A 22,546-nucleotide genomic window follows, 5' to 3' on the forward strand; every position below is an offset into this window, starting at 1 on the left:
CTGTCCGGCCCGGGCCTGGCCGCCGAACACGGCCGACGCCATGGCGGCAGCCTCACCGCCGAGGCGATCGTCGCCGCCGCACGCACCGGCGACGCGCAGGCACGCGACACGCTCGCGACGCATCTCGACCGCCTCGGCCGCGCCGCCGCCCAGGTGGTCAACCTGCTCGATCCGGACGTGATCGTCATCGGCGGCGGCCTGTCCCGGATCCCGGAACTGATCGCCGGCCTGCCCGGGGCGATCGCCCCCCATGTCTTCTCCGACGCCTTCGACACGCCGGTGCGAGCGAGCTTGCACGGCGATGCCTCGGGCGTACGCGGCGCGGCCTGGCTCTGGGACGCGGAATGAGCGTCCGCCCCGGGCGGCGGCGGCGCGGCCGGCCCCCGACGCGAGATGCGAGCGATCGCGCCGTGCCCATGCACGCGGCCTTCCCAACACGATCCTGAACGGACTGCCATCTGCTACCCGATCAGCAGATCGCCCAAGTCATGCGACCTCGGTCGACAGCCGACTTGCATCTTGCTTCAAGTTTTTTGACATCATAACATTGGCAAAGCTTAGTGATTCGTTCCATTTTTCCGGTTTCATTGTCGCAATCCGGAACAGCATTCTGCTCGAATGCACAGAGATGCAGATATTTTAGCGCGACAGTCTGAAATTAGACGTCGTCAGGAGGAAAATCCAAGACGTGGCTCGACTCGATGATCGACGCCTTGGACACCCGTGATGCGCGTTCTCTTGGTTTCATCAGCCTTCAACAGCATGACGCAGCTGTTTTTTGTCGAGCTGTCTGATGCCGGATACGAGGTCGCGGTCGAGATCTACGGCGGTGACGAGCAGCGCCTTGAGGAGGCGTTCGCCGCGTTCCGGCCGGACCTGACGATCGCCCCGTTCCTGACCCGGGCGATCCCCGAGCGGATCTGGCGCGAGCATCTGACCCTGATCGTACATCCGGGCGTCGAGGGCGACCGCGGCGCCTCCGCCCTCGATTGGGCGATTCAGGAGAGATGGGACCAGTGGGGCGTGACCCTGCTGCAGGCGGAGGCCGAGATGGATGCCGGCCCGATCTGGGCGACGCGCAATTTCCCCCTGCGCCAGGCACCCAAGAGCAGCGTCTATCGGCGCGAGGCGATCGACGCCGCCGTCTCCTGCCTGTGGGAGGCGCTCGCCAATGTCCAGACGCCGGGCTTTCGACCCCGCCCCCTGGACTACGCCGCCCCGACCGCCCTGGGCCGCCTGCGGCCGTCGATGAAGCAGGCGGATCGCCGGATCGACTGGGGCCGGTGCGAGACGGCGGACGTGCTGGCTCGGATCCACGCGGCCGACGGCGTGCCCGGCGTACTCGACCAGATCTACGGCCTGCCGGTCTATCTCCACGCCGCCTGCGCAGAGCCGGAGCTGCGCGGCGCGCCGGGCGCGGTGATCGCCCGGTCCGAAAGCGGTGCGATCTGCCGGGCGACGGTCGACGGCGCGGTCTGGATTGGCCGGCTGAAGCCGAAGCTGGAGGGCGGCGGCGGGATCAAGCGCAGCGCCGTGGATACGCTGGGCGATCTGATCCCGGGCGACCTGCCCGTCGCCGCCACCAGGCTCGCCCATCCCAATCCGGTCGAGGAGGTGCGGCTCGATCGCATCGGCGACATCGTCCATCTGCACTTCGACTTCCACAACGGCGCGATGAGCACGGTGCAGTGTCGCCGGCTCCAGGCGGCGTTCCGCCAAGCGGCGGAGAGTTCCGCCAAGGTCATCGTGCTGGCAGGCGGCGACGACCTGTTCTCGAACGGCATCCACCTCAATGAGATCGAGGCCAGCGCCGACCCGGCCGCGGAATCCTGGGCCAACATCGTCGCGATGGACGATCTGATCCGCGAGATCATCACCGCCACCGACACGATCGTCATCGCGGCGCTCGGCCGCAATGCCGGCGCAGGTGGCGCGATCCTGCCGCTGGCCGCGGATTTCGTGCTGGCGCGGCAAAGCGTGGTGCTCAACCCGCACTACCGCAACATGGGCTGGCTCTACGGTTCGGAATACTGGACGTACCTGCTGCCCCGTCGGGTCGGCTGGGAGCGTGCCGTCCAGCTGACCGAGGCGTGCCTGCCGATCAGCGGCCGGCGGGCCGCGGAGATCGGCCTCGTCGACGAGGCGATCTCCGGCGACACCGAGCAGTGCGCCCGGGCCGTCCAGGCCTTCGCCGCCGCGCAGGCGGAGCGGCATGCCGCGCTCACCGACCGCAAGCTCCTGCAGCGCGCCGAGGACGAGGAGCGTCGACCGCTCGATGCCTATCGCGGGCAGGAGATGACGCAGATGTATCGCAACTTCTACCAGCCGGACGCGCCCTACCACCGCGCCCGCAGCGCCTTCGTCCAGAAGCGCCCCGCCTGCTGGTCCCCGCTCTCGGTGCGCATGCTGACCGCGTTGAAGCGCCTGGAGACGAACGGGTCGCCCGATCTCGTCCGGGAAGCGTCGGTCTAGGGGGCACGCTTCCGGCTTCGAGCCTCTCCGGACGGCTGTTCACGCCGTCATAGGGGGAGCGCCGGTCGACACAGGCCGGCCCGGCGGAAGCCCACACGAGCGCGTGTCCGGCAGGCCCCTTGTCGGCGCGCAAGGGGCAGGGCAGGAGAGCCCCGCCCTCGCCGCGAAGCCCCGATGATCGTCCGCACCCGGCCCAACCTGTTCACCCTGCTGTTCACCATGCAGGGCTCGATTCTGCCGCGCGTGGCCTGGAAGCTCGTCGGCATCGTCGCGGTCGCCTGCCTGGTTGTCTGGGCGGAGGCGCGCTGGCCCACCTTCTTTCCGGTGACGGCCGGGGTCGCGCCGTTCACCCTGGTCGGCCTCGCCCTGTCGATCTTCCTGAGCTTCCGCAACAACGCCTGCTACGAGCGCTGGTGGGAAGCCCGGAAGGCCTGGGGTAGCCTGATCGGCGAGGTACGCAACCTCGCCCGCCTCCTGCCGGCGCTGCTGCCGCCCGCCGAAGCAGCGCCGCAGCTGCGCCGCCTGTCCGCCTTCGCGCATGGCCTGCATGCGCGCCTGCGCGGCCTCGACGAGGCCCTGGCGGTGGACGGCAAGGCCCCCGGGGCGGATCTCGGCGGCCCGAATCCCACCGATTCGGTCCTGGCCGCGCTGACCCACGATCTCGCCGGGCTGATGCAGGCCGGCCGCCTCACCGACATCCAGTTCGGCCTCCTGGAGGCGCGGATCGAAGCGCTGTCCGGCGTGCACACGGCCTGCGAGCGGATCGCCAATACGCCGCTGCCCTTCGCCTACACCCTGCTCGTTTACCGAACCGCCTGGCTCTACTGCCTGCTTCTGCCGGTGGGGCTCACGGGCTCGCTCGGCTGGGCGACCCCCGTGGTGGTGGCGCTGGTCGGCTACACCTTCTTCGGCCTCGATGCCCTCGGGGACGAGTTGGAGGAGCCGTTCGGCACCGAACCGAATGACCTGCCCCTCGATGCGATGGTCCGCGCCGTCGACCGCATCGTCCACCATGCGCTCGGTGAGCCGATGCCGGTGCCGCTTGCGCCGGATGGATACTGGTTGCGGTAGGGCAGGGATCAGCCGGCCCAATTGCACAGAACCGGTTCGCCGCACTCATGCTCGTAGCCCAGCACACCAACGCTGGTTTTCCCGAGCACCCGTTGCACACCGCCCTCTGGCGGCAGGCCGATCCAGCGGGCGGCGCGCACGCGCAGGACATGCGCCCCGCCCGCTGCTCGCCGTCGACGCATCTGCGCCGACTCGGCACCGTGCGAGCGAGTCAGCGCGCCGCAGCCGAAACATCACCCTTGCGCGCTTGGAGAAACGGACATAAACATATCTTTATGTCTAACGCTGAGAGTCGCGCCGCGGGATTGATCCCTTTTCCGGAAGCCCTGGGTGTTCTGCGCGCCGCGGCCGAGGAGACGCGCCTGCGCATCCTGGCGCTTCTTACCGAAGGGGAGCTGTCGGTCTCTGACCTCACCGACATTCTCGGCCAGTCGCAGCCGCGCATCTCGCGGCACCTCAAGCTTCTAGTCGAGGCCGGTCTGGTCGAGCGCCACCGCGAAGGCGCCTGGGCGTTCTTCCGGCTGTCCGAGGCTCGCGCGGGCCTCGCCGACCCGCTCCTGTGCGGGCTCGACCGGGCCGCACCGCCGCTTTCGGAGGATCGGGCCCGGCTGGATGCAGTGCGCACTCAAAGGGCCGACGCGGCCCAGACGTTTTTCGCCCGGCTGGCGCCGAAATGGGACGAGCTCCGCTCCCTGCACGTCCCCGAAGCCACCGTCGAGGCGGCGGTGCTCGACGCTCTGGGCGAGCGCCCCCTCGGCAGCCTGATCGACCTCGGCACCGGCACGGGCAAGATGCTTGGCCTTCTCGCCCCCCGGGCCGCACGTGCGACCGGGCTCGATTCGAGCCACGCCATGCTATCCGTCGCACGGGCCAACCTGGAGCGTCAGGGCCTGTCGCGGGTGGACCTGCGCCAGGGCGACATCCATGCTCCGCCCTTCGCCCGGGCGAGCTTCGACGTGGTGGTGGTGCATCAGGTGCTCCACTATCTCGATGATCCGGCCCGCGCCTTGCGGGGCGCCGTGCGCCTCGTGGCGCCCGGAGGCCGGCTCTTGGTCGTTGATTTCGCCCCGCACGACCTCGAATTCCTGCGAACGAGCCAAGCCCACCGCCGGCTCGGGTTCTCCTCCGACCAAGTGTCCCACTGGCTGGCCGAGGCCGGGCTCACGACGGTCGCGACCCGCGATCTGGTGCCCCGGGAGGCTGGCCAGCTCACTGTCACGCTTTGGCTGGCACAGGAGGCGGGCCTTCAGCAGGCGGGCCTCGCCCGCGACGCGGCACCGCTTCAGCGCGCAGTCGCCTGACCTTCGGGCCGGACGACATCCACACAACTCTCTTCACCCAATTCGTCTGAACCGATCGACATAGAGGACGAGACCCGATGCGTCGCTCCACCCACCGCGCCAGCCGCGACGGCTACCACCCGATCCGCGTCTCGATCGAATTCTTCCCGCCCAAGACCGACGAGATGGAGAAGGTCCTGTGGTCCTCCATCGAGCGGCTGGCACCGCTCCAGCCGAAATTCGTCTCCGTGACCTACGGCGCCGGTGGCTCGACCCGGGAGCGCACCCACAACACGGTCGCCCGGATGATCCGCGAGACCACCCTCAAGCCGGCCGCGCACCTCACTTGCGTTGATGCCAGCCGCGAGGAGATCGATGCGGTGGTGCAGGCCTACTGGGATGTCGGCGTGCGCCACATCGTGGCCCTGCGGGGCGATCCGGCCGACGGCGTCGGCCACGCCTACAAGCCGCATCCCGAGGGTTACGCCACGACCGCCGAGCTGGTCGAAGGGATTAAGCGCATCGGCGATTTCAAGGTGTCGGTCTCGGCCTATCCCGAGAAGCACCCGGAGGCCGCCTCGCTCGACGCCGACATCGACGCCCTGAAGGCCAAGGTCGATGCGGGTGCTGACCAGGCGATCACCCAGTTCTTCTTCGAGAACGAGGTCTACCTGCGCTACCTCGAGAAGGTCCGGGCCGCCGGGATCACGATCCCGATCATCCCGGGCATCCTGACGGTGCAGAACTTCAAGCAGTCGGCCAACTTCGCCCGCCGCACCGGCGCCTCGGTGCCGTACTGGCTGGCCGCCCGGTTCGAAGGTCTCGACAACGACGTGGAGACCCGCCGCCTCGTCGCCGCCGCCGTGGCGGCGGAGCAGGTGCTCGACCTGGTGGACGAGGGCGTCCAGGACTTCCACTTCTACTCGATGAACCGCTCCGACCTCGTCTACGCGATCTGCCACCTGCTGGGCCTGCGCGCGCAGGCGCCGAAGCTGGCGGCGGAAAAGGCGGCGGCCTAAATTCATCTGCACCCACACGGCGCAGCAGGGGGCAGGACCATGGCTGAACCGCAGGATCTAATTCTTCCGCTTCTTCGGGAGATGCGGACCGACATTCGAGAACTCGGGCAGAACACTGCGCGCGAGTTCACTGTCGTTAAGCAGCGCCTGGATCAGATCGAGGGGCGACTGGCGAATATGCGCGAGGCAATCAACGGCGAATCAGTCCTTGGCCGCTACGCGGCCGCCGAGGTCGAAGAACGCCTCGACGCCATCGAAAAGCGGCTCGCCGTCTTGGAAAAAGCGGGCTGACCCGGGCGATTTCCCGGGCCGGTCCGAAACCAAAAATCCCACCCTCCGCCTCATCCTGGGTGCCGCGCAACGGCCTCGCAGGAAGGCTCCAGGGACCGATAAAAAATCTGGACGCCTCCTTCGAGGCCTCCGCTTCGCTCCGGCACCTCGGCTTGAGGTGGTCTGTTGGGACCGATCATGACTGACTTCCCCCCCGTCGACGGCACCGAGATCGCATCCGCGCTGCGTCAGCGCGCGTCAGAAAAGATCCTTGTCCTCGACGGGGCGATGGGCACCGTGATCCAGCGGCTCGGGCTGACCGAGGCGGATTTCCGCGGCGATCGCTTCAAGGATCACCCGAACGATCAGAAGGGCAACAACGACCTCCTGATCCTGACGCAGCCGGACGCGATCCGGCAGATCCATCTCGATTACTTCCTCGCCGGCGCCGATGTCTGTGAGACCAACACCTTCTCCGGCACCACGATCGCGCAAGCCGATTACGGTCTCGAATCGATCATTCCCGACCTGAACCGGGAGGGCGCGCGCCTCGCCCGCGAGGCCGCGCAGCTCGCCGAACGCCAAGATGGCCGCCGCCGTTTCGTGGCCGGCGCCATCGGCCCGACGAACCGCACGCTGTCGATCTCGCCGGACGTGAACAATCCCGGCTACCGCGCCGTGACCTTCGACCAGGTCAAGACGGCCTACATGGAGCAGGTCCACGGCCTGATCGCCGGCGGGGCCGAGCTGATCCTGATCGAGACGATCTTCGACACGCTCAACGCCAAGGCGGCGGTTGCCGCCTGCTGGGCCGTGTTCGAGGAGACCGGGATCCGCCTGCCGATCCAGATCTCCGGCACGATCACCGACCTGTCGGGCCGGACTCTCTCGGGCCAGACCCCGGCGGCGTTCTGGAATGCGCTGCGCCACGCGGACCCGCTGACCTTCGGCCTCAACTGCGCGCTCGGCGCCCGCGAGATGCGCGGGCACATCGCCGAGCTGTCGCGGATCTGCGACACCCTGGTCTGCGCCTATCCGAATGCCGGCCTGCCCAACGAGTTCGGTCTCTACGACGAGAGTCCGGAGGCCATGGGGAAGCTCGTCGGCGAATTCGCCGAATCCGGCTTGGTCAACATGGTCGGCGGCTGCTGCGGCACGACGCCGGACCATATCCGCGCGATCAGCGAAGCGGTCGCCGGCAAGACGCCACGGCAGATCCCCGAGATCCCGCGTCTGATGCGGCTGTCGGGGCTGGAGCCCTTCGTGCTGACGAAGGAAATCCCGTTCGTGAACGTCGGTGAGCGCACCAACGTCACCGGCTCGGCCAAGTTCAGGAAGCTCATCACCAACGGCGACTACGCTGCTGCGCTCGACGTGGCCCGCGACCAGGTCGCCGCCGGCGCCCAGGTGATCGACATCAACATGGACGAGGGCCTGCTCGACTCGCAGAAGGCGATGGTCGAGTTCCTCAATCTCGTCGCCGCTGAGCCCGACATCGCCCGGGTGCCGGTGATGGTCGACTCCTCGAAGTTCGAGGTGATCGAGGCCGGCCTGAAATGCATCCAGGGCAAGGCGATCGTGAACTCGATCTCCATGAAGGAGGGCGAGGAGAAGTTCATCGAGGCCGCCCGCGTCTGCCGCTCCTACGGCGCCGCCGTGGTGGTGATGGCCTTCGACGAGCAGGGCCAGGCGGACAGCTACGAGCGCAAGGTCGAGATCTGCACCAAGGCCTACCGGATCCTGACCGAGCAGGTCGGCTACCCGCCGGAAGACATCATCTTCGATCCGAACATCTTCGCGGTCGCCACGGGCATCGAGGAGCATAACGGCTACGGCGTCGCCTTCATCGAGGCGACCCGGACGATCCGCGAAACCCTGCCGCACGCCCATATCTCGGGCGGCGTCTCGAACCTGAGCTTCGCGTTCCGGGGCAACGAGCCGGTGCGCGAGGCGATGCACGCGGTGTTCCTGTACCACTGCATCCAGGCCGGGATGGATATGGGCATCGTCAATGCCGGCCAGCTCGCCGTCTACGACGAGATCCCGGCGGAGCTGCGCGCGCTGTGCGAGGACGTGGTCCTCAACCGCCGTGACGATTCCACCGAGCGCTTGCTGGAATCGGCCGAGCGCTTCAAGACCGGGGCCTCAGCCCAGGCCAAGACCGCCGACCTGACCTGGCGCGAGGCCCCGGTGGCCAAGCGCATCGAGCACGCCCTGGTCAACGGCATCACCGAGTACATCATCGCCGACACCGAGGAGGCGAGGGCCGGCGTCGAGCGCCCGCTCCACGTCATCGAGGGCCCGCTGATGTCCGGCATGAACGTGGTCGGTGACCTGTTCGGCGCCGGCAAGATGTTCCTGCCGCAGGTGGTGAAGTCCGCCCGGGTGATGAAGCAGGCGGTGGCCTATCTCGAGCCGTTCATGGAAGAGGAGAAGCGCGCCAATGGCGGCGACGGCAAGCGCCAGGCGGCCGGCAAGGTGCTGATGGCTACGGTGAAGGGCGACGTCCACGATATCGGCAAGAACATCGTCGGCGTCGTGCTGGCCTGCAACAACTACGAGATCATCGATCTCGGCGTGATGGTACCGGCTGCCAAGATCCTCGACGTGGCGCGCAAGGAGAACGTCGACATCGTCGGCCTGTCCGGTCTGATTACGCCTTCGCTCGACGAGATGGTCCATGTCGCGGGCGAGATGGAGCGCGAGGGTTTTTCCGTGCCGCTGCTGATCGGCGGGGCCACCACCAGCCGTGTCCACACGGCGGTCAAGATTCACCCGGCCTACGCGAAGGGCCAAGCCGTCTACGTCACCGATGCGAGCCGCGCGGTCGGCGTGGTGTCGAGCCTGCTGTCCAAGGAGACCCGCGACACGACGATCGAGAAAGTGCGCGCCGAGTACGCCAAGGTCTCGGCCGCCCATGCCCGGTCGGAACTCGACAAGCAGCGCCTGCCCCTGGCCAAGGCCCGGGCCAACGCGTTCAAGGTCGACTGGTCGGGCTACGCCCCGAAGAAGCCGGCCTTCACGGATGCCCGGGTGTTCGGCTCCTACGAGGTCGCCGACCTCGTGCCGTATATCGATTGGACGCCGTTCCTGCAGACCTACGAGTTCAAGGGCCGCTTCCCGGCGATCCTGGACGACCCGGACCAGGGTCCGGCCGCCCGCGCCCTCTACGAGGACGCGCAGGAGATGCTCAAGCAAATCGTGGCGGAGCGCTGGTTCAACCCGAAGGGCGTGATCGGCTTCTGGCCGGCCAACAGCGTCGGCGACGACATCGTGCTCTACAAAGGCGAGAGCCGCAGCGACCGGCTTGCGACCTTCCACGGCCTGCGCCAGCAATTGTCCAAGCGCGACGGACGGCCGAACACCTGCCTGTCGGACTTCGTGGCGCCCAAGGAGACCGGCATCGCCGATTATGTCGGCGGCTTCGTGGTCACGGCCGGCCTGGAGGAGGTGCGGATCGCCGAGCGGTTCGAGCGGGCGAACGACGATTACCGGGCGATCCTGGTGAAGGCGCTGGCCGACCGGATCGCCGAGGCCTTCGCCGAACGCATGCACGAGCGCGTCCGCAGGGAATTCTGGGGTTACGCGGCGGACGAGACCTACACGCCCGCCGAACTGACAAGCGAGCCCTATGACGGCATCCGCCCGGCCCCCGGCTACCCGTCCCAGCCCGACCACACCGAGAAGACGCAGCTGTTCGATCTTCTGAAGGCCGAGCGGCGGATCGGGGTGAAGCTCACCGAGTCCTATGCCATGTGGCCGGGTTCCTCGGTCTCAGGCCTCTACCTGGCGCACCCGCAGGCGCACTATTTCGGCGTCGCCAAGGTCGAGCGCGATCAGGTCGAGGACTATGCCCTGCGCAAGGGCATGGATATCCGCGAGGTCGAGCGCTGGCTCGGGCCGATCCTGAACTACGACCCGACGCGGTATCTGGCCGAAGCCGCGGAGTAGGGGGCTCGGCAGGCATCGATCGTCCGCGATGCCTGCCGTGCTTGGACACCCGCCCTGTCGTTCCGGGGCTCGCTGCAGGCAAGAACACGGAATGATGGAGCATCTCAGCTCCGTCGACGCGACTTAGATGAGCCGGATCAGCATGTCCCGGCGCCGCGGGTGTTGACGTAGAGCGCGTAGACCGCGTGCGAAGCGGTCATCAGCAGCAGGTTGCGGTTGAGGCCGCCGAAGCACAGGTTGGCGCAGCGCTCGGGCAGGCGGATCCGGCCGATCGGCTTGGCCTGCGGCGACAGAACGAGCACGCCGTCCTCGGTCTCGCTCATGCCCCAGCCGCACCAGAGGTTGCCGTCGACATCGACCCGGAACCCGTCCGGCGTGCCAGTGCCGGCGGCAAAAAAGACCCGGCCGTTGGCAGTCTTGGTGCCGTTCTCGACCATGTCGTAGACGCGGATCAGGCGGTTCGGCTTGGCGCGGGCCTCGATGACGTAGAGCTTCGACTCGTCCGGGGAGAAGGCCAGCCCGTTCGGTCCCGCGAGGCCCCCCACCGCGAGGCTCGCCTGCCCAGTAGCCGGGTCGATCCGGTAGACGTTGCCCGGAAGCTCCGGAGATGCCATCGACTCATGGGGGTTGGGGCCGAAGGTCGGATCGGTGAACCAGATCGCGCCGTCGGAATGGCAGACCACGTCGTTGGGCGCGTTGAGCGGCTTGCCGTCGAACCGATCGAGCAGCGTGGTGATCGAGCCGTCATGCTCGGTCCGGGTGACGCTCCGGGTCTTGTGCTGGCAGGTGACGAGACGCCCCTGCCGGTCCCGGGTGTTGCCGTTGGCGTAGGAAGAGGGTTTGCGGAACACCGTGAGCGCACCGGACGCCTCATCCCAGCGCATAATCCGGTCGTTGACCACGTCGCTGAACAGCAGCGCTCCCATGTCGCCGAACCAGACCGGCCCCTCGGCCCAACGGAGACCGGTGGCGACGCGCTCCACGGTGGCGGAGACCAAGCGGTACTTGGCGAAGGCCGGGTCGAGCACCTCGACCGCCGGATCGGGCACGCGCTGCGAGGGCTCCCATCCCGCTCCGACCGCCCGGACCGCGCCGAGCAACGCCGCGCCCGCGAGCAGCCCCCTGCGTGCGATCATCGCCATGTCTCCTCCCTGTCCGTTCGGTCGGCGAATGTCGCCACGACTCGCGGATCGTTGTTTCGTCGCGCTGGCTTGCGCCGGGCTGAGACGGCTTTCGGGCAGGACGCGCGCAGATCAGTGGATCTCGGGTTCGGGGATGCCGCCCGCGCCCTCCAGGAAGTCGAAGTCGCAGCCCTCGTGCGCCTGCCTCACGTGCTGGGCGAACAGGCGGTTATAGCCGCGCGGATAGGCCCGGTCCGGCGGCACGAACGCCGCCACCCGCGCGGTGATCTCGGCCTCGTCCAGGTGCAGGTGGATGCGCCGCTCGGATACGTCGACGGTGATCAGGTCGCCGTTGCGCACGGCCGCCAGCGGGCCGCCGGCCGCCGATTCCGGCGAGACGTGCAGGATGCAGGCGCCGTAGCTGGTGCCGCTCATGCGCGCGTCCGAGATCCGCAGCATGTCGCGCACGCCCTGCCGGAGCAGCACCTTCGGGATCGGCAGCATGCCCCATTCGGGCATGCCGGGACCGCCGATCGGGCCGGCATTGCGCAGGACCATGACGTGGTCCGGGGTGACGTCGAGGTCGAGGTCGTTCACCGCCGCGCTCATGGCATCGTAATCGTCGAACACCAGGGCCGGACCGGTATGCTTGAGGAAGCGCGGGTCCGCGGCCGGCGGCTTGATCACGCAGCCATGCGGCGCGAGGTTGCCGTACAGGATCGCGGTGCCACCGCTCGCGACGATCGGCTTGTCCAACGGGCGGATCACGTCGTCGTTGTAGACGCTCATGCCGGCGAGCCCGTCGCCGATCGTGCCGCCGGTGACCGAGCGGGCGTCGAGGTGGAGGAGGGGGGACAGCCGCACCATCAGCGCCCGGATGCCGCCGGCGATATGGAAATCCTCCATCAGCCACTGGCCCGAGGGCCGCAGGTTGGCGATCACCGGCACCGTCTGGGCGAAGTCGTCGAACTCGGACAGCTTGATCGGGATCCCGGCCCGGCCCGCCATCGCCACCAGGTGGATCATCGCGTTGGTGGAGCCGGCCAGCGCGTTGTGGACCACGAGGGCGTTCTCCACCGAGCGCCGGTCGAGGATGTCGGACGGCTTCAGGTCCTCCCAGATCATCTCGACGATGCGCCGGCCGCAGGCGCTCGCCATGCGCGGATGGTCGGCATCGGCCGCCGGGATCGAGGCTGCGCCGGGCAGCGACAGGCCGAGCGCCTCGGCGATCGACGTCATGGTCGAGGCGGTGCCCATGGTCATGCAGGTGCCGAAGGTGCGGGCGATGCCCGCCTCCATGTCGTTCCACTGCTGCGTGGTGATGGTGCCGGCTTCCTTCTCGGCCCAGTATTTCCAGACGTCGGAGCCCGAGCCGAGGATCTTGCCGCCGGAATGCCCGCGCATCATCGGCCCGGCCGGCAGGAAGATCATCGGCAGGTTCATGGAGATGCCGCCCATCACCGTGCCGGGCGTGGTCTTGTCGCAACCGCCCATCAGCACCGCCCCGTCCACCGGGTGCTGGCGCAGCAATTCCTCCACCTCCATGGCGAGGAGGTTGCGGTAGAGCATCGTGGTCGGCTTGACGAAGTTTTCTGACAACGAGAGCGCCGGCAGCTCGATCGGGAAGCCGCCCGCCTGCCACACGCCGCGCTTCACTTGCTCGACCCGCTCGCGGAAGTGGAGGTGACAGGGGTTGATGTCGCTCCAGGTGTTGATGATGCCGACGATCGGCTTGCCGGTGAAGTCGGCGCGCTCGTAGCCCATCTGGAGCATGCGCGAGCGGTGGCCGAAGCTGCGCAGGTCGGTGGCGCCGAACCAGCGCTGGCTGCGCAGGTCGCCGAGGGTCTTCCTGTGTGCGGTCATCAGACGGTCTCCGGTCTCACGCGCTCGGTCGCGGCGGCCGGTCGGCCAGCCGTGCCGTTCCGGCTCCCCTTCGCGCCCGGCGGGACCGCCAGGACGGTGATCGTCGCGGAGGCGAGCGCACAGGCGGCGAGGAAATACAGGCCGGCCTCATAGGTGCCGGTGGCGTCCTTCAGCCAACCCAGGACGTAAGGCCCGACGAAGCCGCCGAGATTGCCGATGGCGTTGATCAGGGCGATGCCCCCGGCCGCGGCCGGCCCCGACAGGAACTCCCCTGGCATCGCCCAGAAGGCGGGCTTGGTGCCGTAGAGGCCGACCGCCGCCACCGACATCGCCGTGAGCGCCCAGAGGCTGCCCAGCATCGGTCCCGCGGCGACGAGGCCAAGCGTGGCGATCACGCCGGCGACCACGAAGTGCCAGCGCCGCTCGTTGCGCCGGTCCGACGACCAGCTCCAGGCGATCATGCCCACCGTGCCGATGACGTAGGGGACCGCCGTGGCGAGGCCGGTCTCCCAGTCACTGAGCTTGAGGCTTTTCAGGATCGGCGGCAGGAAGAAGGTGATGCCGTAGGTCGCCGTGCCGATGCAGAAATAGATCGCCGCGAGCGACAGAACCCGGCCATCGGTCAGCGCCTGCTTGAGGGTGAAATGCCCGTGCGTCCGGACCGTGCTCCGGCGCTCGGCTTCCAGGGTATCCTCCAGCCAGGCCCGCTCCTCGGACGTCAGCCAGTCCGCCTTGGCGGGCCGGTCGGTCATCAGCGCAAGCACGACGAAGGCCAGCAGGATCGAGGGCACCGCTTCCAGCAGGAACAGCCATTGCCAGCCATGCAGGCCCAGCACCCCGTCGAGCTGGAGCAGCGCCCCCGAGATCACCGCCGTGAGGGCGTTCGAGCCCGGCACCGCCAGGAACAGGGCCGCCACCACCCGGGCCCGGTAGCGCCGGGGGAACCAGTAGGTGAAGTACAGGATCATCCCCGGGAAGAACCCGGCCTCGGCCACTCCCAGCAGGAAGCGCATCGTCAGGAAGCTCACCGGACCGGTGATGAAAGCCATCGCGCCCGCGACGAGGCCCCAGGTGACCATGATCCGGGCGATCCAGAGCCGCGCCCCGTTGCGCTCCAGGAGGAGGTTGCTGGGAATCTCGAAGATGACGTAGCCGAGGAAGAAGATCCCCGCGCCCCAGCCGTAGACGGTCGCCGAGAATCCAAATTCCCGGTTCAGCCCGAACGAGGCGAAGCCGACATTGGTGCGATCCATGTAGGCGATGAAGTAGATCAACACGATGAGCGGCAGCAGCCGCCACGAAACCTTGGCGACCGTGCGCCGCTCGATCTCGGGCAATGCTGAGACCGTCGATATGCCCCCCGACATAGCGCTCCCCCACCCCTGAATGTTTTGCGCCGGCGATTCGCCGATCTGTATCGAGCGCCGTCAGCGCCCGTTCTGCTTCCGCCACGCGGCGAAGTCGGCGAGACTCTGCTCGTCGGTGGCTGGATAGAGGCCGAGGATCGAGCGGCCCTTGCGCACCTCCTCGGTGACGAAATCCTCGTAGGCGGTCATCTCGACGGCCTCGTCGGCGATCGCGTCGGCGAGATGGGCCGGGATCACGGCCACGCCGTCGCCGTCGCCGACGATCACGTCGCCGGGGAAGACCGGGGCGTCGCCGCAGCCGATCGGCACGTTGATGTCGATCGCCTGGTGGTGCGTGAGGTTGGTCGGCGCCGAGGGGCGCACGTGGTAGCTCGGCATGTCGAGCCGGGCGATCTCGTCGGCGTCGCGGAAGCCGCCATCGGTGACGAGCCCGGCGCAGCCCCGCACCATCAGGCGGGTCGCCAGGATCGAGCCGGCCGAGGCCGCCCGGGCATCCTTGCGGCTGTCGATCACGAACACGGCGCCGGGCGGGCACTCCTCCACCGCCTTGCGCTGCGGATGCGCCCGGTCGCGGAACACCGTGATCGGGTTCAGGTCCTCGCGGGCCGGGATGTAGCGCAGGGTGAACGCCTCGCCGACCATCGTGCCGCCGCCGGTCTTCAGCGGGCGGACATCCTGGATCATCTGATTGCGCAGGCCGCGCTTGAACAGGGCGGTCATCAGCGTCGCCGTGCTGACCGTCTTGAGCTTGTCGCGGGTTTCCTGGGACAGCCCGGGCATCCGCATCTCCTCCCCCTGAAGGCGGTCGCCGTCGATTCCGGATCGTCGAGGATCCGGCCGGCGCGGATGCACCCTGGGCGACACCTGATATCTCAGGGCTTGAGTAGGACGCTGCCTGCATCCATTGTCAACTGCAGCAGGCAAGAGCTTCGAGACAGGCGAGGGCGGGTTGGCCGAAGCGCGGATTCCGACGGCAGGCTCCAAGGCGAGCGGAGCCATGGCCGACGCGAGGCGGCCGCGATCCCTCGCCGAGACTGCCTACGACGCGATCGAGCAGATGATCATCAGCCGGCACCTTGCGCCGGGCGCGATGGTGTCGGAGGGCGAACTCGGCGAGGAATTGGCGCTCGGGCGCACCCCGGTCCGCGAGGCGCTGGCCCGGCTCAAGACGATCGGCTTCGTCGAGGTCCATCCGCGCCGCGGCGTGCTCGTCACCCCGGTCGACATCATCAAGCATCTCGAATTGCTCGAAGTCCGGCGCCCGCTCGACGAGACGGTGGCCCGCTGCGTGATCGCCCGCGCCTCGGATCAGGATCTAGCGACTCTGCAGGCGCAGACCGAAGGTTTGCTCGTGGCCGCTGCCGCGCGGGACCGCGAGGTCTATTTCCGCCACAAGCGCGCCCTGCACGAGGCGCTGGTCGGGGCGGCCTACAACCCGACCCTGACCAGCACCATGGGCCCGCTCCACGCCCAGTCCCGGCGCTTCTGGTACACCTACGAACCCACCGCCAGCTTCCTCGACTGCGCCGGCATCCACGCGACGATCGTGGCCGGCATAGCGGCCCGCGAGTCCGATCAGGCCCTTGCCGGAATCGGCACGCTGTTCGACCTCCTCGACCAGATAACCCGTCGGGCCCTCGACCGCCGGCCCTTGGTCTGACAGGTTGACCCGGCCACCCGCGGCCCTATCCTGGGACTGAGATATCAGTCGCATCCCAGGACACGGCAGCGGTCAGGTTCAAGGCCGCGACAGGACGGTCGGCTGCCCCTGGAGACATCCTCCGGGGGGCGCATCGCCAGGGAGAAACGGCTTGAGCGGATTGCCCCCACGCACCGGCGCGCAGGTGCTCGTCGATCAATTGCTCGTCCAGGGCGTCGAGCGGGTCACCTGCGTGCCCGGCGAGAGCTACCTCGCGGTCCTCGATGCCCTGCGCGACAGCGGCATCGACGTGCTCGTCTGCCGGCAGGAGGGCGGCGCCGCGATCATGGCCGAGGCCGCCGGCAAGCTCACCGGCCGCCCAGGCATCTGTTTCGTCACCCGCGGCCCCGGGGCTACCAACGCCTCGGCCGGAGTTCATATCGCCCGCCAGGATTCGACGCCGATGATCCTGTTCGTCGGGCAGATCGCCCGGGCGATGCGCGACCGGGAAGCGTTCCAAGAGGTCGATTACCGGCAGATGTTCGGCGGCCTGGCCAAGTGGGCGGTGGAAATCGACGATGCGGCCCGCATCCCGGAGATCCTGGCCCGGGCCTTCAGGGTTGCGCTCCAGGGTCGGCCGGGGCCGGTCCTGAGCGCCCTGCCAGAGGACATGCTCGACGACGTGGCGGCGGTCGCCGACGCCCCGCTTGTCGTTCCGGCCGAGCCTGCCCCGTCGCCGGCGGATGTGGAGCGGCTGGGCACGATGCTGGCCGCGGCTCGGCGCCCTGTAGTCCTGGTCGGGGGCGCGCGCTGGACAGAATCCGCCCGCGCCACCCTGGCCGCTTGGGCCGAGCGCCACGACGTGCCGGTGGCGGTCTCGTTCCGGCGCGCCAACCTGTTCTCCGCCGACCATCCTAATTTCGCCGGCGAGCTCGGGATCGGGCCGAACCCGGCGCTCCTGGCGCGGATCAAGGAGTCCGACCTGCTGCTCATGGTCGGCGGCCGCCTCTCCGAGATGCCGGCCCAATCCTACGGCCTGCTGGGCATCCCCGATCCCGGCCTGCCGCTGGTCCACGTTCATCCCGACCCGGCGGAGCTCGGCCGGGTCTATCAGCCGGCTCTGGCGATCCAGGCGACTCCGGAAGCGTTCTGCGCGGCGCTGCCCGCCTACGATGCGCCCCGGACCGGACGCGCCGCCGAGGCCCATGCCTCCTACCGGGCTTGGTCGGAGACCCCGGAACCGAAGCCCGGCGCGTTCCAGTACGGCCAGGCGATCACCTGGCTGCGGGAACGGCTGCCGCCGGAGGCGGTGATCTGCAACGGCGCCGGCAACTTCGCCACCTGGATCCACCGCTACTACCGGTTCCGTGCCTTCGGCACGCAGCTCGCCCCGACCTCGGGCTCCATGGGCTACGGGCTGCCGGCGGCCGTGATGGCCAAGCGCAGCCTGCCGGAGCGGATCGTCGTGGCGCTCGCGGGCGACGGCGACGTGATGATGACCGTGCAGGAATTCGCCACGGCCGTGCAGTACGGCATCGCCATCGTGGTCGTGGTCCTGGACAACGGCATGTACGGCACGATCCGGATGCACCAGGAGCGCGAATATCCCGGGCGCGTCTCGGCGACCGAGCTGCGCAATCCTGACTTCGCAGCCCTGGCCCGCTCCTGCGGCGGCCACGGCGAGCGCGTCGAGTGCACCGCGGACTTCGCCCCCGCCTTCGAGCGCAGCCTGGCCGCCGGGATCCCGGCGATGATCCACTGCCTCGTCGATCCGGAGGCGCTCACCCCGACCATGACCCTCGCGGCGATCCGCGCGAAGGCCCTGGCGGCACGTGAGGGCTGAGAGGCCCCCAACACCGACCCGGTGCGGAAGACCCGCACCCGTTTCGAACAGGAGTCGATTATGACCGTGCGTGGCGAAAACCTGATCGGCGCTCAGGCCCGGCGAGGCACGCAGGCCGCGTTCCAGGCCGTGGAGGCGGTCACCGGCAACACCCTGGAACCCGAGTTCCCGGGCGCGAGCCTCGAAGATCTGGACCTGGCCTGCGCCCTGGCGGATTCCGCCTTCGACACGTACCGCGAGACCGCGCCGGAGGCCCGGGCGGCTTTCCTCGAGGCGATCGCGGCCAACATCCTCGACATCGGCGATGATCTCGTCACCCGCTGCATGGCGGAGACCGGCCTGCCCCGGCCGCGGATCGAGGGCGAGCGCGGCCGGACCGTGGGTCAGCTGCGCCTGTTCGCCGGCGTCTTGCGCGAGGGCAGCGCCTTCCAGATCCGCATCGACCCTGCTCTGCCGGACCGCAAGCCGCTGCCGCGGCCGGACCTGCGCTTGCGGATGCTCGCCCTGGGACCGGTGGCGGTGTTCGGCGCCAGCAACTTCCCGCTCGCCTTCTCGGTGGCCGGCGGCGACACCGCCTCGGCGCTGGCGGCCGGCTGCCCGGTGATCGTCAAGGCACACCCGGCCCATCCCGGCACTTCGGAACTGGTCGGCCGGGCGATTCAGAAGGCTGTCGCTGCGAGCGGCCTGCCGGAAGGGGTGTTCTCGCTGCTGTTCGATGCCGGCCAGTCGATCGGGCAGGGGCTGGTGGCCGATCCCCGCATCGCCGCGGTGGGCTTCACCGGATCGCGCCGGGGCGGCACCGCCCTGATGGAGATCGCGGCCAAGCGTCCCCGCCCGATCCCGGTCTATGCCGAGATGAGCAGCATCAACCCGGTCCTGCTGTTCCCGGGCGCCCTGGCGGCCCGGGGCGAGGCGATCGGCCGGGCCTTCGCGGCCTCCCTCACGCTCGGCGCCGGACAGTTCTGCACCAATCCCGGCCTGATCCTGGCAATGCCCGGCCCCGGCCTCGACGCGTTCCTGGCCTCGGCCACGGCCGCCCTGCGCGAGAGCCCGGCCGCGACCATGCTGACCCCCGGGATCCACCGCGCCTATTGCGACAGTGTCGCGCAACTCGCCGGCCACGCCGCCGTCACGCGCCTCGCCGAAGGGCCCGAAGGTTCCGCGAACCAGGGCCGGGCGGCCCTGTTCGCCACCGATGCGGACGCCTTCGTGTCTGAGCCGGAACTGCAGGAGGAGATGTTCGGTGCCGCGGCCCTGGTGGTGCGCTGCCCCGACCTCGCGGCGATGCGGAAGGTCTTGGAGCATCTCGAAGGCCAGCTCACCGCCTCCCTGCACATCGCCCCTGAGGACCATGCGGCCGTGCGGGACCTGCTGCCGCTGCTGGAGCGCCGGGTCGGGCGCATCCTGGTCGACGGCTTCGGCACCGGGGTCGAGGTGGCGCCCGCCATGGTCCATGGCGGGCCGTATCCGGCGACCTCCGACGGACGAACGACCTCGGTGGGCAGCCTCGCGATCGACCGCTTCCTGCGGCCGGTGAGCTACCAGGACTTCCCCGACACCCTGCTCCCCGAGGCCCTTCAGGAGGCCAATCCCCTCGACCTGCCACGCCGGATCGACGGCACCCTCGAACGCCGCTGACAAGCCCCGGCGTGCGGGACCCGGCGCAGGCCGTCCACATCCGCGCGCCGTCGGCTCAAACGGTGCCCTTCGAACCCCATCGACCGCTTGCCGGGCCTGGGCTGCGCGTCTAGACAGCCCCGGCACATGGTGGGGCGTCGCCAAGTGGTAAGGCAGCGGTTTTTGGTACCGCCATTCCCAGGTTCGAATCCTGGCGCCCCAGCCAAATTCCTGGCCAATCGCTAGACTTCCGAGATCTGAGCCCAGTAGATCCGTCGCTAGTCTGGCGTCTCCTCAATCCTGCACAATCGGCCTTCGACGTCATTTTTGAGTTGCAGCGAAGCAGATCCACGGCGGTCGTGCTCTGTGTGAGTTCCTTGGCCTCGCGAAAGCGCGATGGCCATCCCAGGCTTGAAAGCCATCCGATCGAGCAGCTTTCCGCAGCCCGGACCGAACGCAGCTGATGCCTACCATAAATGCATCAAGATATTGGAAAACTTGGTGAACCAGCTGGTTGACGCGGTTTGCCTCGCTTCGACATGGTTGAACTTCTCCATCACGGCAATCGCCGCTTTTCGCTGGCTCTCGGGGATGGAGAACGTCTGATACTTGGAAGCTTTGCTGAGCGTCGGGGCGCCGGCGGAGCCGTGCGTACTCGCAGTGGGCGCAGCTGTGGGGTGAGGCGCGTTCGGCGCGCTGATTGGACTGTTGGTGGCAGACGCTGCGATCGTTGAGCTGCCATTCGACGCTTGGAAGTTCTGGTTAGCAACGGGTGAACGGGTTGCACCCGCAGCGCTGGCGAGCGCCGCCTGGGGGCTGTTGGTCGAGCCCGTCGCCGGACCGGTCGAGACGGTGGCCGCCGTCTGCACCGGGACCGCGGGCGTGCCGGGTGGATGGGTGGCCACAGTCGACGTGCTCGCGACACTGCTTGCACGGGTTGTTATGCCGCTCGAGCCAGAAGGCGCCGAGCTCGTCGCAATGGGGGCTGCGTTAACGGGCGTCGGCGAGCCGGGGGCGCTACCGCCGGCGGATGTGGAATCGCCGCCGGTCGAGGCCGCCATACCTGCAGAGCTCGGGGTCGTACTCGCTGCGCCGCTCGTGCTCGCCCCCGCGGTCAACGTGTTGTCCGTGCTGACGGCGGACGTGGTCGAGGGGGTGGCGCTCGCAAAGTTGGCGGATGAATGCGTGGCCGCGTTGGAAACGACCGTATTTGATGTGCTGGTCGCGCTTGCGGGAACGCTGGACGAAGTGGCCGAGCTCGAAGTCGTGATTGTCGTTCGCCCAGACGCCGCTGGCGGATTTACCGCCGAGGGCAGCGCCCCAGCCATGGCCGAAGGTGTGCTCCCCGTCGAACCGCTGTTCACCGGGCTGGTCGAACCCACCGACGCATTGGCTGGAGCAAGCGAGGCAGGAACGCTCGCGGGCGGAGTCGTGGTGGTGCCCGTGGAATTCGTGGATGACGCTGTGGCGGAGGGCGCCGCACCGGCTGCGTTCGAAGCAGCATTGACCGGAACCGGAGAAGCGGTGCCGCGCGCAGCCAGGCTGGTCGTACCGGCAGCGCCCGTTGTCGAAGCTGCAGCCGGAGATGTGGTGCCCGCATCAGCCAGTCGCGAACCTCCCGTTGTGCCGCCACTTGCCGCGTTCCGCGCGTCGGTAGCGCTGGGAGCGGTGCTGACTGAAGCCTTCGCGACGGTTGAGCTCGGCGTCGCGGTCGTCGTCCCCCCGGAGCCCGTTGTCGAAGCTTGTGTACCGACAGCCGAATTCGTTGTCCCCGGGACGGTGCCCGTTGCCGACGCGGTCGCGGGTTTGGCCGCCGTCGTGCCGGTCGTTGTCGCGGGGGCGGTCTGGCTGCCCGCGCTCTGCGTGGCACTGGCAGGTGTCGCAGTTACTCCAGCGCTCGTGCTGCTGGAAGGAGCGGCGCTTGTGGCAGCTGCAGTTGGCGTGGCCGAGCCAGCCGTGGTCGTCGGGTTGGTCGCGCTGACCGAACCTTTCACAGCACTTGCGGTGGTCGCGGCTGGGGTATTCGTCGACACCGCCGCGGACGTAGCACCGTACAGTCCTGGATCCGCTCCCGCTGGGCTGGAGACAGTATCCAGCCTGACGGCGACGGCGGCAGGATCTTTCGAATAGGCGCGGACGTAATCGATCTTCGATGTGATCGGCACGCCGGCGAGGTCGGCGTTGTTGCTGCCGCCGCCCTGCGTGGCCAGATTGACCAGCATGTACATCGGGCTATGCAGGTCCGAGGGGGTGGCCTGCGAGCCGGTGAGCTGACCGTCGACGTAGAAGCGGAGCCGGTCGGCCTGCCAGTCCAAGCCGTAGGTGTGATAGCCGGTCTCGTTCGGCATCACGCTGGTGACCTGGCGGTTCTGCTGCCAGGGAATGTTCGGCGTCTGGTCCGTGGTGTGGATCGTGCTGTAGACGGTCTTCGGCCCATCGCCGTACCGCTCGACGACGTCGAGTTCCTGGTGCTGGCCGGCATTGTTTGGATCCGGCTTCTGCTGGTTTGGTAGCAACCAGAATGCATCCCAGGCGCCGACCTGCTCGGAGAAGTCGGCCCGGATCTCGAAATACCCGTAAGTCTGCGAGAAATTGCCCTGGGTGGTCAGCAGGCCGGATTCCCAGCTACCGGGAACGCCCGACGAGGTCCTGTCCGGTACCGCCGTGATCGAGAGTGCGCCATTCTGGACCTGGAACGGGTCGTAACCCGAGCCTTTGTCCACGAAGGACGAGTGGCCGAAGCCGACATCGGCGTTCGCGTCGCCGCGATCCTGAGCGCGGATATCTGCCCAGGTTGTGCCGGCCCCTGTCTGCGAAATGCTGCGCGTGTTGAATTCGTCGTCGAAGGTCAGCTTGTAGCCGGTCAGATCGACCATAAATATTCCCCCCAGACTTGCAGCAAGGCGCGATTCTTCGATCGCAGCACAAGAACGCTTGCCTACGTAGATCAGGACCGTCGGTTGCCAGACGGGCCGATCAGCAATGTTTTCCTATTTTTAACCCTGTGGAAACATTACTTACGTGGTTGCGATG

At 68.4% G+C, this 22,546-nt stretch carries 16 protein-coding genes and 1 tRNA gene; 11 read left to right on the top strand and 6 right to left on the bottom strand.

The genetic code is table 11. The features are described 5' to 3' along the window. The 3 genes from AO398_RS11800 to AO398_RS11810 form a co-directional block, all read left to right on the top strand. Nucleotides 1-348: ROK family protein (locus tag AO398_RS11800; protein ID WP_152997499.1), on the top strand; the 348-nt coding region annotated here is incomplete at its 5' end. A gap of 378 nt (nt 349-726) precedes the next feature. Continuing rightward, nucleotides 727-2,472 carry an enoyl-CoA hydratase-related protein gene (locus tag AO398_RS11805; protein WP_058192245.1) on the top strand — a complete coding sequence of 582 codons (1,746 nt, stop codon included), beginning with the start codon at nt 727-729 and terminating at the stop codon, nt 2,470-2,472. 174 nt (nt 2,473-2,646) lie between these two features. Then, a complete protein-coding gene (locus tag AO398_RS11810) occupies nt 2,647-3,543 on the top strand; it encodes a bestrophin family protein (protein ID WP_058192246.1) in 897 nt (298 codons plus the stop codon). 8 nt (nt 3,544-3,551) lie between these two features. Here AO398_RS11810 and AO398_RS28290 read toward each other — a convergent pair whose 3' ends face one another. Further along, nucleotides 3,552-3,725, bottom strand: coding sequence for a hypothetical protein (locus AO398_RS28290; RefSeq protein ID WP_201025750.1), 174 nt, complete (start codon nt 3,723-3,725; stop codon nt 3,552-3,554). A gap of 93 nt (nt 3,726-3,818) precedes the next feature. On the opposite strand from AO398_RS28290, the gene AO398_RS11815 reads away from it, so the two are divergent. The 4 genes from AO398_RS11815 (at nt 3,819) to metH (ending at nt 10,063) form a co-directional block, all read left to right on the top strand. Beyond that, nucleotides 3,819-4,844: a metalloregulator ArsR/SmtB family transcription factor gene (locus tag AO398_RS11815; protein WP_058192247.1), complete on the top strand. Its 1,026-nt coding sequence runs from the start codon at nt 3,819-3,821 to the stop codon at nt 4,842-4,844. Between the two features lie 77 nt (nt 4,845-4,921). After that, nucleotides 4,922-5,842 (top strand): methylenetetrahydrofolate reductase [NAD(P)H], encoded by a 921-nt coding sequence (gene metF / locus AO398_RS11820; RefSeq protein WP_058192248.1) that lies wholly within the window; start codon nt 4,922-4,924, stop codon nt 5,840-5,842. A gap of 39 nt (nt 5,843-5,881) precedes the next feature. After that, the gene (locus AO398_RS11825) at nt 5,882-6,133 is read left to right on the top strand and encodes a hypothetical protein (protein ID WP_152997500.1); all 252 of its coding nucleotides are present in this window, start codon (nt 5,882-5,884) and stop codon (nt 6,131-6,133) included. Between the two features lie 177 nt (nt 6,134-6,310). Then, a complete protein-coding gene (gene metH, locus AO398_RS11830) occupies nt 6,311-10,063 on the top strand; it encodes a methionine synthase (protein WP_058192250.1) in 3,753 nt (1,250 codons plus the stop codon). A 137-nt stretch (nt 10,064-10,200) separates the two neighbouring features. On the opposite strand, the gene AO398_RS11835 is transcribed toward metH, so the two are convergent. The 4 genes from AO398_RS11835 to AO398_RS11850 all read right to left on the bottom strand — a co-directional run bounded on the left by AO398_RS11835 (nt 10,201) and on the right by AO398_RS11850 (nt 15,194). Beyond that, entirely contained in the window at nt 10,201-11,205 is a 1,005-nt protein-coding gene (locus AO398_RS11835; RefSeq protein WP_152997501.1) for an SMP-30/gluconolactonase/LRE family protein, read from the bottom strand. A gap of 111 nt (nt 11,206-11,316) precedes the next feature. Continuing rightward, on the bottom strand, nt 11,317-13,047 hold the full coding sequence (araD, locus tag AO398_RS11840; RefSeq protein WP_058192251.1) for an L-arabinonate dehydratase: 1,731 nt from the start codon (nt 13,045-13,047) through the stop codon (nt 11,317-11,319). After that, the gene (locus AO398_RS11845) at nt 13,047-14,414 is read right to left on the bottom strand and encodes an MFS transporter (RefSeq protein WP_058192252.1); all 1,368 of its coding nucleotides are present in this window, start codon (nt 14,412-14,414) and stop codon (nt 13,047-13,049) included. Before AO398_RS11845 ends, araD begins: the two co-directional genes overlap by 1 nt. 60 nt (nt 14,415-14,474) lie before the next feature. Next, a complete protein-coding gene (locus AO398_RS11850; RefSeq protein ID WP_058192299.1) occupies nt 14,475-15,194 on the bottom strand; it encodes a ribonuclease activity regulator RraA in 720 nt (239 codons plus the stop codon). Nucleotides 15,195-15,411: 217 nt separating this feature from the next. Between AO398_RS11850 and AO398_RS11855 the strand changes: the two genes are divergently transcribed. From AO398_RS11855 to AO398_RS11870, 4 genes are all read left to right on the top strand, one after another. Continuing rightward, the gene (locus AO398_RS11855) at nt 15,412-16,074 is read left to right on the top strand and encodes a GntR family transcriptional regulator (RefSeq protein ID WP_058192253.1); all 663 of its coding nucleotides are present in this window, start codon (nt 15,412-15,414) and stop codon (nt 16,072-16,074) included. A gap of 151 nt (nt 16,075-16,225) precedes the next feature. Beyond that, entirely contained in the window at nt 16,226-17,896 is a 1,671-nt protein-coding gene (locus tag AO398_RS11860; protein WP_058192254.1) for a thiamine pyrophosphate-binding protein, read from the top strand. Nucleotides 17,897-17,956: 60 nt separating this feature from the next. Continuing rightward, nucleotides 17,957-19,534, top strand: coding sequence for an aldehyde dehydrogenase (NADP(+)) (locus AO398_RS11865; protein WP_058192255.1), 1,578 nt, complete (start codon nt 17,957-17,959; stop codon nt 19,532-19,534). 130 nt (nt 19,535-19,664) lie between these two features. Continuing rightward, nucleotides 19,665-19,739, top strand: a tRNA-Gln gene (locus AO398_RS11870). Between the two features lie 241 nt (nt 19,740-19,980). Here AO398_RS11870 and AO398_RS29050 read toward each other — a convergent pair. Further along, complete coding sequence (locus AO398_RS29050) at nt 19,981-22,389, bottom strand: family 16 glycosylhydrolase (protein ID WP_082643245.1); 2,409 nt, start codon at nt 22,387-22,389, stop codon at nt 19,981-19,983. Between the last annotated feature and the right edge of the window lie 157 nt (nt 22,390-22,546).

Source organism: Methylobacterium sp. GXS13 (genome assembly GCF_001455965.1).
Classification (GTDB): Bacteria; Pseudomonadota; Alphaproteobacteria; order Rhizobiales; family Beijerinckiaceae; genus Methylobacterium.